Origin of the sequence: Paenibacillus periandrae (genome assembly GCF_022458865.1) — a bacterium.
Taxonomy (GTDB): Bacteria; Bacillota; Bacilli; order Paenibacillales; family NBRC-103111; genus Paenibacillus_S; species Paenibacillus_S periandrae.
This window is the reverse complement of sequence record NZ_JAJNMU010000009.1, coordinates 306,265-317,859: the sequence shown is the minus strand read 5'-3', so window position 1 is coordinate 317,859 and position 11,595 is coordinate 306,265. Positions and strand designations below refer to the sequence as shown.

Here is an 11,595-nt window from a genome sequence, read left to right as displayed (position 1 = left end):
CAGTTTACAATTGTCCCCATAATCATTGAGTTCTTTTAAATATGAAACAAGGTGGTTGGCAAATGGAACACTATTCTACTCTGATTGGCGTCGTACTGGAAAAAATGGATCAAACCTACAAGGATCTCAAATTAAATTACAATGGCCTGGAAGGCATTCTGAATTCACATTCACAGGAAGAAATTATGAACACCCCGGAGCTAATCACAATTACGATGTTAAAGGATATGTACGGAGCGCTTGTTCGGGAAATCGAGTCCCAATTGCCCGGGATTAAGGATTGATGAGCATGCTTTATAGCAGCATCCATGAAGCCCACAGTCGAAAAGCTGCGGGCTTCATTGCGTTGCAGGCAACTTATTGGAACCTCTTACTTTGTCATATTTTACCATAAATATACTATTGTTTTGTCATATAGTATAAGGAATCAACTGACAAGGAATGCTATAGGAGATATTTCCAATTGTGATTGGAGGCGTCCAAGCATGCTGGAGAAAATATGCATATCCGTATTGTTGTTTGCCCTATTGATCCTTGGAGATTGGCATAATTTCAAGCGATTGGACCGCAAATCAACAATCCTTTATGTCTTATGCTTGCTTCCTTCTATTTATCTGTCCTTGCTTTTTTCAACATTAGTGTCTGGACCGGGTTTTGAAGATGTTCTGAATACTCTCTATGGGGGACCCGCCAAGAAAATCGTCAACTATCTGGATGTAAGTCGCTAAAGAAAAGGTGATGGTATATGAGAGAGAAGCTACCCCTATCTTCAATATCACCGGTACAGCTTGCAACATTGCTGTTTGCCGTATCGGTCGGTTCAGCAATCGTTTATATTCCAAATCCACTCACAGCAGCAGCAGGCAATGATGCATGGATGTCCTTATTGCTTGCTTATGGCTTCGGGATCGTGGTTCTGACCTGTGTCCTGTACCTCTATAACAAGCATGACGGAATGAGTCTGATTGGTTACAGTCGGCGATTAATTGGCAATGCGATGACCATTGTTATCGCTCTTCCATTGATCGGCATGCTGCTCTTTGCGATTCCGGCTGTTGATGCTGGAATCGGTAATTTTTTGACCACGGTTATGATGGATAAAACCCCACCTTATGTGTTCAATTCGATCAGTTTGATCATAGCCGCTTTAACTGCACGTGCAGGTATCCAAGTCACGGCGAGGATGTTTGTTCTCTTGGTTGCCCTGTTAGTCATCTTTTCGTTCGCTGTTCTTATCATCGCTATTCCCTTGTATGATCCTGAACGGCTGCTGCCTTTGTTGGATAATGGGTTTAAACCGGTACTTCATGGTTTCTTCATAGCAGGCGGATTTCCTTTTGGTGAAGTGGCTCTGTTTTCCATGATCCTTCCATTCGTCAACCGCAAGGATGCTCCAGCAGCAATCGCCAAGCTTTACACCGCATTTACTTATACCGCGGTCGTGCTGATCCTTTCCACCTTGTGCACAACGATGGCTTTTGGAGCTGCAGCTGCAACTTATAATTACTCCCTGTACCGACTGGCCAGTGAAATTCAGGTTCCTGAAATTTTTCAGCGTAGTGAAGCAGTAATTGCCATCGCCTTGATTCTGGGCTCATACATGAAAGCAACCATACTCCTGCTCGTCTTGAACCAAATCATCGTTCAGCTATTTCACCTGTCGAATGAACAGACTCTGATCTATCCAATCACTCTGATTTGTATTCTGCTGTCATTGACCCTGTTTAATAATCCAGCTGATTTTGAACAGCAGGTGTATGTGATCTGGCCCTTTACGGTGATAGCTGTTGGATGCAGTCTCATCTTTCTATTCGCATTCATAACCTGGATAAAGAATATGACCAAATAACGAGGATGGGAGTCATGGATGTGAGCATAGCAAAACCACCTCTGCAGCACATTTGCAGCCGCTTAGCCGAAAACCAAGCACGTATGGAGAGCGAATTATCCAATTGCCAGGACATCCATTTCGAAGCATGGACCTACGGAGCTGATCAACAGCACGAAGCGATGACCGTCTATTGCAGCTCGCTTGTAAATATGAATAAAAATCATTTCATCATGCACACACTTCTCGAAATGATCCATCATCAAACCGGGATTTCCGCCCCCATTACTCCAAAGCTGATCAGCGATTATTTACATAACCACGGAGGCTCCACACAACCATTTTGTCTTATTACAACCTTAAACGATGCTTATGATTATATACTGGAAGGATATATAGTTATCTTTTTGGATGAATGGGATCAAGCCATTGGCTACCCGACAGAAGGCCCTGCTACAAGGCTGGTAACCGAGCCGGTTAATGAACCTGTCGTCCATGGTCCCCGTGAAGGTACCGTCGAGAATATGGAAACGAATCTGGGGATGCTTCGGCAGCGAATTAAAAATTCTCAGTTTAAAATCGAATTTTTTACAGCGGGCAGTGAAATAAAATCCAAAATCGCTTTTGGATATTTGAAGCATGTCGTCAACCCCGAGGTACTGGCAGAGTTCCGTAATCGTATTAAAGGAATTGAACAATACGAGGTGCTTGAGACCTCATACATTGAAGATTGGATCGAGGATTCGCATTACACCCCCTTTCCTCAGGTTCGCTATACCGAAAGGACTGATTCCGCTGCGGCTGCTTTGCTGGATGGAAAAATCATTGTGATGGTTGAGAACTCACCTATGATTCTGATTTGTCCTGCTTTGTTCGTTGAATTTCTCGGAACCGGAGAGGATTATTATGTCAGGACGGTGTTCGCTTCTTTTATCCGTTTACTTCGCTTGATCGCTTTCACGATAGCACTTACCTTGCCGAGCATCTATATTGCCCTGTCTACCTTTCATCCCGAGCTCATTCCTACCGTACTGCTGCTTGCTATCCTAGATACTCGGGAAGGCATTCCCTTTGCTGCTTTTGTGGAGGCCTTAATTATGGAGTTCTTATTTGAGCTGCTCCGTGAAGCTGGAATTCGTCTCCCGCGTCCTGTAGGGTCGGCAGTCAGTATTGTAGGAGCGCTCGTCATCGGACAGGCTGCCATCATGGCTAAAATCGCCTCACCCATCATGGTTATTGTCGTTGCGTTGACCGGCATTGCGTCCTTTGCAATCCCTCATTACGATATTGCCATCGCAATCCGGGTATTGCGTTTCCCGTTCATGATTGCTTCTGCTCTTCTGGGAGGCTTTGGCCTTATGGCGATTGCTTTGCTAACCCTCCTGCACTTAACTTGCCTGCAAGCCTTGGGTCAACCCTATCTGTCTTCATTTGCACCACTTAAAATCAGGGATTTGCGGGATATGTTCATTCGCGTCCCACTTCAATACTTTTTGCGTTCACCCCGAAACCGACGAATTCATCGGCGCGGACGTCGTGATCGCATTTCCTGAAGGAGAGGGTTCTATTGAGATCGCTTTTCATAGCCCTATGTCTATCCATATGTGCAATCACTTTGTCTGCTTGCTGGAATCAGCTTGAGCTCACCGACTGGGGTTTCGTCCAAGCCGCAGCCATTGATCAAACAGAAGGTGGTCAAATCCGCTTAACTTCGCAAATCTACAAGCCGGGTGGTTCCAGTACTCCAAGTATGGAATCTACCAGAGGGGCAAGCTTTGTAGATATCATCAGTGAAAATCCAACTGTATTTGGAGCTTCACGCGATGCAACCAACAATCTGGGACGAAAGCTGCAATGGAGTCATATGCGGGTACTGCTCATAAGCGAGGAGATCGCTGCACATCGCAATATTGGTGATCTGCTCGATTTCTTCACACGATCCCATGAGCCTCGTGGAACAACGGCTATTATGATTACGCATGGACCTTCAAGCTCTTATTTATCGATGAGACCTTTAATTGAAAGTACCATCGGTCAGCAGCTCAAATCGATCGAACAGCTGGCGCAGGATCAATCCGGCAAAACTATGGAGGTGACGCTCACTGACCTTAGCGTATTAGCCAATGGGCCTTCCACAACAACCGTGATTCCCTATGTCAACAAGTCTAACGATACACAGGAGCTTGCAAAGGTAACAGGCATGGCTATTATCAATTTCCCTAAGGGGACTATGAGCGGTTTTATTCCCAGTCATAAAACCCCTTATTTACTCATGCTTATGAACAAATACAAAGGCGGGTTTCTTAACCTTCCCTGCAAAAAAAGCGTGGATGACGACTTCGAAAGCAGCGACTCCTTTCAAATCAGCAAGCTGCACACGCAGATTAAGCCCAGTGTAAAGGACCAGGAATTATTTCTTAACATCATTCTCGATGTTGAAGGAAACGTGGGCGAACTCAGCTGCTCCCAAATCCTGACCGAAAAGGATATCAATCGCTTTACGGCACGCGTCGAGCAATTGCTAAAGAAGCAGCTTAGTGACATGCTGCTCCTTCTGCAAAAAGAGAAAGCCGATATTATCGGGATTGGAACCATGCTTCATCGTTGGCATCGCGAGCTTTGGAAGAAGTGGGAACCCGACTGGCAGCAGCATTTTGCCGATAGTACATTTTCTATCGAAGCTCATGTACAACTAATGAATTCAGGAGTAAATGCCGGAAAGCCCTTCACAACAAACAAAAAATAACAATTACATAAGCCAGCTATGATGTTGCAATGTCACTGGAAGCCATATTGACTTTGGAAGCAGCTATCAGATATAATATTTATCATAGTGTAATTATTACAATTAAACGAGAGGCAGGATGTTGAGAAATGAGAGAAGGCATACACCCCAAATATCAAGAGGTTATTATTCTTGATGTGAGCAGCGGCTACAAGTTTTTGACAGGCTCGACGAAAAGCTCTAATGAAACCATGGAATGGGAGGATGGCAGCAGTTACCCGGTAATCCGTGTTGAAACAAGCTCCGCTTCTCACCCTTTCTACACAGGCAAGCAGCGTAATGCCGAAATTGGCGGCCGTGTGGATCGTTTCAACCAAAGATACGGTAGCAAGAAATAAATACAGCAAAAAAAGCCGAGCCTAATGCTCGGCTTTTATGTTGTAGGTGGATTATTTTGGCATTCCTCGCATATTCCATAAACCTCAAACCGATGGTTTAATATTTTATACTTTCCGGGAAGCACCATCTGCTGTTCCATAGGACAATAATCGAAGGTCAAGGTTTTCTCACAGTTCACACAGATTAAATGGTGATGATGATGGGAAAGACAGCTGCCCTTGAATTTCAGACCCCCGTCCATAAAATAAAATTGCTCCAAAACACCCATTTCACTTAACATACGAAGATTTCGGTAAACGGTATCAAAGCTTACGCTTGGGTATTTAACAGTCATTTGATCATAAACATCTTTGGGAGATAAATATCCATCCTGATTGGCAAAAATTTGTGCCATCGTTCTACGCTGATCTGTAATTCTCCAGCCATTTCTCGACATGACCGCCAGCATATCCTGCACATTATGGCTTTCTGACACTGCTCTTCACAATCCTTTCTGATCTCTGCAAGCTTTGCGAAGTCATTGATGACACATGATCACATGTATATATTATCACTTTATCAAAAAATGACCGAATCGCCAAGTTTTTCAGTGCAAGATCACAAATTGGCAGGTTAAGGATTGAATAAGAGCTTTCGTGCGCAATACTCCATCAGCATGCAAAAGGAACGATTATGACCGATATAAAACGAAGATAGATCATAGCGGCAGCGGGCAGGCTCATACGTGACCAGCAAGCGATGCTTCATTTGCTGTAAAGCCAGCTGAATAAACCGGTCCGTCTGTTCAGAAGCCAGCAAGGTTATGTAAGCATATAAGGAATGATTTTCCGGATCATCCAGTATGCTGACACCTGCACAAGAAAATTCTGTCGGAATCTGCAGCTGCTTGAGCAGGGTTAATGCGCCATGCAGCTCGGCATCTACGATGATATCCATATGACCAAGAGGCACGGTTTGCTTAGGTATCCGAATCTGCTTATCACGATCCACCCACGCGCTCAACTCCCGTTCTCTGCGTTTCCATTGCTCGCGTGTTTGCTGGGAGCATACCAGCTCTTCCTGATTGTCCGTATTCACGGTTGTCATCTTATTCTCCCCTCTACAGCTGGTTCCCGGGACTGATCATAATTAACCCAACATCCCATATCACATTTTCCAGCAGCAAATCATCTCGAAGTGCGCAGCAGATGCAGCCGTTCGACGTTTCCGCTAACATATGTAACACATTGTATTTTAATTGATCGGCACAGGTTCTGCCATCACCTTAGGTTTGTATTCCATATAGGAGCCGCGCATATGATCAAAGGTCAAAGGACTACTCTCAATAATGGCTTTTCGCTTCGCCTTCAGTACAATCTGTTCAATATCTGCAAAGCTGCAGCCACTCAGTAAGTCTGTGATGGGTTCGTACAATAAATCTTCCTGCTCAAAGTCAGCAATCAGCAAGCGAATGTACGCCCTCCTGCTCGCCACATCAGGCATGTGATAGACCATTTTGGTATCAAATCTACGCCATACCGCCTGATCCAGCTCATCCTCCAAATTCGTTGCCGCTGCAAAAATACTGTCCCCCTGAAATTCATCCAGACATTGCAATAACGTATTGACGACGCGGGCCATTTCTTTAATCTCATCACTATTATCACGGGTACGGGCAATGGCATCGAATTCATCGAGAAACAGAACGCAAGGCGATGACTTGGCATAATCAAATATTTTACGCATATTGCTCGCAGTTTCCCCAAGATGGCTGTGAATAATCGCGTCCAATCGAACCACAATTAAAGGAATGTCCAACTGCTGAGCGATATAAAAGGCCGTTAGCGTTTTTCCGGTTCCCGGGGGGCCGAACATGACAACCTTATTCGGAATAGGAACGTCGTGCTCTTCAAACTTTTCTTTCATATGAATAATCTTGATGAACTCCTCAACAATTTGTTTATTGCTGGGATGGAGAACAATATGTCTGACCTTACGAGCACACTCTTTGGGGGTATATATAGAGGCCATATCGATTCCCTTCGCACGGGGAAGACGGTTATTAGTACTGCTTTTACTCATTATGCAACAATTCTCCTTCATATTAAAATCATTATTCCGACTACGTTGTTGATCATCAACGGATTTAATCGTAATATTTACTAATTAATTATAGCAGAAGGATTGGATTTTGCAAAGAGGCTGACCATCGCTGGCCAACCTCAATCCATATATCACAGCATCTGCCATGTGGCGCCGCCGTCTTTCGTTTGCAGTAATCTCGAGCCAGTCGAGGCTTCATTCCTCAGCAGCAGCCAACCGGTCCCGCCCTCGGTAAATTCCATTCTAAGTGTATAAGGGAATGCTTGGGACGCTTCTGACAGTACAGGATCAGCAGCAAGCTTTTTCCAGGTAGTGCCTCCGTCCTCGGTATGGCTGAAGCTTCCGTCCTTTAAGTACCAGCCTTCTTTATCGTTGACAAAAGTAATGTCGTAGCTCGTGCTCGCCTGATCAGCAGGCACTGTATTTAACGCTGTGTACGTCCAGTTTTGTCCGCCGTCCGTAGTAAAAAAGCCGTCAAAATATTGGGTATCCTTCCCTCTTACAATGACCGGAAACCATCCCTTCATCCGATCTGATCCCCAAAATTGTGGCGCCGCGGCAATCGAATAATAGATTTCATTCGTTGCTGCAGGTATCTGTAAGGGGATTGCACTCCATGTATGACCGCCGTCACGCGTTCCATACAATTCCGGCTTACCATCTATCGTTTCTAACGGAACAAATCCAGTCATGGCGTCCCTGAAGCTCATCCCGCGTGAATGTCCACTTTGTGGAATCGCCTGAGGAGTCGGATTATCTGTAGGCAGGTAGCCGGTGTTCTCCATAATCTGCTTCCAACTCGCACCTCCATCTTCGGTCACATATAAAGATTTCTCGGACTTGCCCATGGCCGCATCTGACGAGCTTAGCAGCCATCCATGACTTTGATCGATAAAATATAATCCTATCGCTCTTACCATACTGGGCAGCTCTGCCGTTTCCCAAGTCTTACCCGCATCCTTCGTGCGGAGCAGCTGGGACTTGGATTCATTTTGTCCAGGCTGAAACACCCAGATATGATCGCGATCCAGTACAAAAACACCTGCATTGTCTTGTGGTGACGCTTGGAAGGAATGTCCGTTCGGGGTTGGGGAAGCAGCCGTCCATTTCACTCCCCCATCTTCTGTACGGTACAGCCTGAATTCCTTAGACGTCACTCCCCAAGCATACCCAAGCTTATCCCCGAGCAGATGCATATCTGTCAGCATCGTTTGAATTTGCTGCTCGGCTGGCTTCGCTGCATCTGTTGATGGAGAAGCAGCTCCCGTGCTTGTGCTATCTTGAGACGGATTGGATGCCCCAGAGGACCCCGAATTATTAGCAGAGCCTGTACCGCTTGTCTGCCCTCCGCTCGCTACGGACGGAACGGTCATCGAAGCACTGCTGCTTGAATTGGTATTGGAGCCACAGCCCGTGGCCATCGCCAGGGTTAATAGCATAAGAGGTATTGTATATTTGCAGGTTCCTTTTCGTTTCATGCTTGTCAGTCCTTTCACATAAAAAAGATAGGCTCAGAAGCAATATGTACGGCTTCTTCTCCTATCATTACCCTTTTTTAAGGAATTTGATTCTTTATTTCTTATGAATATCCTAATGCATGCAGCTCCAAGAGTGCTTGTTCAGCATCCCTGCCTGGATCAAGTAAGTGAATCATGTCTGCTGTAACTGGGGCTCCTGCAAAAATCTGTTTGACCGTCTCCTTATCCAATGAAAGGTCATAATACCCTTCCGCCCATTCAACATATTCCTCATGTGATTTACTAATCGTCCCCAACAACCAGCATGAGCCATCATCGGCTCCTTGCGGAATTTGGACCTCTCCCTGCTGCCACTGGCCCTCATTGCTTGCTCGCCATATACAAAAGGAAACCACATCATGCTCCAAGGCGGGGTCTTGCAGATAAGCCATCAGCGCATTCGGTACTTGATCATATATGCCCGGCCAAACCTCATAGACGTCACCAGCGTGGGGGCTGAGTGCCGATTCATGATCGAAGCCTTTCAAAATAACCCCCTGCGACCCGAACACAATATACAGATGGTCACCCGAGCCATTATCTACTTTGGCCAACGATAGCTCTTCAGTCCAATTCGTATCAAAGCAGTGATACCGCAGCCATTCCTCATCACATACAATAATATCCAGTGCAGCCAAAGCGAGCAGTCTTTTTTTCAAAATAGACGGTTCTCCCAAGCCTTCTCGTTGCTCTGTCATCCAAGCTATCCCCCTGACCCAACCACTGTCTATAAAAAGCCTTCCTGACTATCAAACACAGCCACCGGGTATTCCTTCTCGATCCATTCCAGAAAAATCATCACATCGTTAAAATAATCCATATCAGGATCGGCATCCCCACTCGTTTCAAGTCTTCTGCTGCATGCGGCAATACGTTCCTGATCTACGTGATCGACTGCATACGCTTGAGCGATCTCGGCTGACTCTTCCACGACGGACGGATCCTGGTTGTAATCAATGCGGAAGCTCCAGCTGTCAATTGTCATAACCGTCACTTGATCGGACGCTTCAATCTGTGTGTTAGGGGCGCTGAATTTCAATTTCAGACGCTCCGCGAAGTTGATCATATCCCAGCTAGAGTCGGATAATAAAAAAATCAAATACGAATACGGTTTAAATCCCATCATTTCGCCTCTTTCTATGTATTGTGGTTCGCAGTCCGCTTAATTTATTACCTCTTCCACCTGATTTTTAAACAGCTGATCAGCTTTCTGTGGTCAGAGCTTTTCCCAAAGCAGTAAGCTTGCTCATCGTTTGCCAATTACGAGTGGTAGCGGCTGCCCCCAGCTTTTTTTCCAAAAAATTGTTCGTAAATACCGATTTACGAATGCTTTGCCGACATAGTATGTAGACCTCAAGCTTAGAGCTGGAGAGCTGGAACTCATCGATCTCACTTGTACAGAGCAGCAGCTTCGCTATGTTATCCGCAGACGGCTTCTCCGCGAGTAGTGCGATATAGACCTTCTCTACTGCAGACGTTGGGTCTGCCTCGAATGGACAATGGTTAGTTATGTACTCCATTTGTTCAACTGTCCTGATCACAACCGTGACGTCAAAACCAAACACCTCCTGAATCCGCTGCTCAATATTTGATCTCAATGCCGTCTCGGCGTCTTCTGTTATAAAGAGAACATTTCCGCTTTGGATATAGGTCTGAACCCGTTCAAAGCCCATTTGCTCAAACATCTGCTTCAACTCAACCATTTTGATCAGCTTTTGTCCGCTCACGTTAATCCCGCGGAGCAGCGCAATATATGCAGGCATACGATACACCTTCGTTTCTTTTTTATTTCCATTATATCACAAACCATAAGTCTGCCTCTCCTAGCCCACTTCTGGACCGAGTATTTGAAAAAAATCTCAAAAGTTATCCTTCATCGTAGACAATACGTAAGACTATTGTAAGGATTTGGCTTTATAATAGTGGTAGATAGTCCGGAGGTGATCGATACGATGAATATGAAAAAATGGATGCTTTTGGCAACTCCGCTTGTGCTCTTGATCGTCACCATATACGCCAGCCTCTCGTTATTCGAACGTGCTCGGAGACATTGCACTTTTTGCCGGAGGCTGCTTTTGGAGTATGGAATCCTCCTTCGAGAAAATTCCCGGAGTTCTGAGCGTTGTATCCGGGTACACAGGCGGACACCTCAATAATCCTACGTATAATGATGTTATCACCGAAACGACAGGCCATCTGGAATCAGTAGAAATTCGTTATGATCCGAGCATAATCAGCTATGAAGAAATGCTGCAGGTGTATTGGCGGCAGATTGATCCCACAGACTCAGGAGGACAATTCTTCGATCGCGGCGAGTCCTATACAACAGCCATCTTTGCCCGCAATGAGGAGCAGCGGCAGCTGGCCGAGGCTTCCATGAAAGCACTCTCCGTATCAGGCCGATTTAACAAGCCGATTGTGACGCAGATTCGGAACGCGTCTACCTTTTATAAAGCCGAGGAATATCATCAAGACTACTATCTCAAAAATCCCGACCATTACAACAGCTATCGCCAAGCCTCAGGGCGTGACGCGTATTTCAGCAAAATATGGGGAGCCGATCTCGAAGTGAAGCTGACACCAAAGGAAGAACCCTACAAAAATGTTAACAAGAACGAAAAATTAAAAACATTGACCGCACTTCAAATTGATGTGACACAGCATGAAGGAACCGAAAGTCCGTTCCACAACGAATATTGGGATAACAAACAAGACGGCATCTATGTCGATATCGTCTCTGGTGAACCGCTGTTCAGCTCCAAGGATAAATATGATTCAGGCACCGGTTGGCCGAGCTTTACGCAGCCGCTGGAACCAGGCAATATTGTGACTAAGGAGGATCGCAGTCTTGGAGATGTTCGTGTAGAGGTTCGCAGCAAATATGCTGATTCTCATCTGGGTCATCTGTTTGAAGACGGACCGAAGCCTACGGGTTTACGCTACTGCATGAATTCAGCATCAATGGAATTTATCCCAGCAGCACAGCTTGAGAAACGCGGTTATGGCAAATATGCCAAGCTGTTCCACTAACCGTTCTAGATTTG

Annotated in this window: 14 protein-coding genes; 7 read left to right on the top strand and 7 right to left on the bottom strand. The window is 45.5% G+C overall.

Annotated elements, in window-relative coordinates; all coding sequences use genetic code 11:
* The first annotated feature begins 62 nt into the window (after nucleotides 1–62).
* The 6 genes from LRL21_RS17400 (at nucleotide 63) to LRL21_RS17375 (ending at nucleotide 4,951) form a co-directional block, all read left to right on the top strand.
* Nucleotides 63–284 (top strand): hypothetical protein, encoded by a 222-nt coding sequence (locus LRL21_RS17400; protein ID WP_240417060.1) that lies wholly within the window; start codon nucleotides 63–65, stop codon nucleotides 282–284.
* Between the two features lie 201 nt (nucleotides 285–485).
* Entirely contained in the window at nucleotides 486–728 is a 243-nt protein-coding gene (locus LRL21_RS17395; RefSeq protein ID WP_240417059.1) for a hypothetical protein, read from the top strand.
* Nucleotides 729–745: 17 nt separating this feature from the next.
* Nucleotides 746–1,849: a GerAB/ArcD/ProY family transporter gene (locus tag LRL21_RS17390; RefSeq protein WP_240417058.1), complete on the top strand. Its 1,104-nt coding sequence runs from the start codon at nucleotides 746–748 to the stop codon at nucleotides 1,847–1,849.
* Between the two features lie 14 nt (nucleotides 1,850–1,863).
* Nucleotides 1,864–3,381 carry a spore germination protein gene (locus LRL21_RS17385; protein ID WP_240417057.1) on the top strand — a complete coding sequence of 506 codons (1,518 nt, stop codon included), beginning with the start codon at nucleotides 1,864–1,866 and terminating at the stop codon, nucleotides 3,379–3,381.
* Between the two features lie 14 nt (nucleotides 3,382–3,395).
* Nucleotides 3,396–4,574, top strand: a complete 1,179-nt coding sequence (locus tag LRL21_RS17380) for a Ger(x)C family spore germination protein (protein WP_240417056.1) — start codon at nucleotides 3,396–3,398, stop codon at nucleotides 4,572–4,574.
* A 128-nt stretch (nucleotides 4,575–4,702) separates the two neighbouring features.
* Entirely contained in the window at nucleotides 4,703–4,951 is a 249-nt protein-coding gene (locus LRL21_RS17375; RefSeq protein WP_240417055.1) for a type B 50S ribosomal protein L31, read from the top strand.
* A gap of 35 nt (nucleotides 4,952–4,986) precedes the next feature.
* Here LRL21_RS17375 and LRL21_RS17370 read toward each other — a convergent pair whose 3' ends face one another.
* The 7 genes from LRL21_RS17370 to LRL21_RS17340 form a co-directional block, all read right to left on the bottom strand.
* The gene (locus LRL21_RS17370) at nucleotides 4,987–5,400 is read right to left on the bottom strand and encodes a Fur family transcriptional regulator (RefSeq protein WP_144026440.1); all 414 of its coding nucleotides are present in this window, start codon (nucleotides 5,398–5,400) and stop codon (nucleotides 4,987–4,989) included.
* A gap of 164 nt (nucleotides 5,401–5,564) precedes the next feature.
* Entirely contained in the window at nucleotides 5,565–6,038 is a 474-nt protein-coding gene (locus LRL21_RS17365; protein WP_240417054.1) for a hypothetical protein, read from the bottom strand.
* Between the two features lie 147 nt (nucleotides 6,039–6,185).
* On the bottom strand, nucleotides 6,186–7,013 hold the full coding sequence (locus LRL21_RS17360; protein WP_240417053.1) for an AAA family ATPase: 828 nt from the start codon (nucleotides 7,011–7,013) through the stop codon (nucleotides 6,186–6,188).
* A gap of 152 nt (nucleotides 7,014–7,165) precedes the next feature.
* Complete coding sequence (locus tag LRL21_RS17355; protein WP_240417052.1) at nucleotides 7,166–8,473, bottom strand: WD40/YVTN/BNR-like repeat-containing protein; 1,308 nt, start codon at nucleotides 8,471–8,473, stop codon at nucleotides 7,166–7,168.
* Between the two features lie 140 nt (nucleotides 8,474–8,613).
* Complete coding sequence (locus tag LRL21_RS17350) at nucleotides 8,614–9,249, bottom strand: hypothetical protein (RefSeq protein ID WP_240417051.1); 636 nt, start codon at nucleotides 9,247–9,249, stop codon at nucleotides 8,614–8,616.
* Nucleotides 9,250–9,278: 29 nt separating this feature from the next.
* The gene (locus tag LRL21_RS17345; protein ID WP_240417050.1) at nucleotides 9,279–9,677 is read right to left on the bottom strand and encodes a hypothetical protein; all 399 of its coding nucleotides are present in this window, start codon (nucleotides 9,675–9,677) and stop codon (nucleotides 9,279–9,281) included.
* Between the two features lie 76 nt (nucleotides 9,678–9,753).
* Nucleotides 9,754–10,314, bottom strand: a complete 561-nt coding sequence (locus tag LRL21_RS17340; RefSeq protein WP_240417049.1) for a DUF1697 domain-containing protein — start codon at nucleotides 10,312–10,314, stop codon at nucleotides 9,754–9,756.
* 319 nt (nucleotides 10,315–10,633) lie between these two features.
* Here LRL21_RS17340 and msrB point away from each other — a divergent pair, with 319 nt between their 5' ends.
* Nucleotides 10,634–11,581 (top strand): peptide-methionine (R)-S-oxide reductase MsrB, encoded by a 948-nt coding sequence (gene msrB, locus LRL21_RS17335; protein WP_240417048.1) that lies wholly within the window; start codon nucleotides 10,634–10,636, stop codon nucleotides 11,579–11,581.
* Nucleotides 11,582–11,595: the final 14 nt, after the last annotated feature.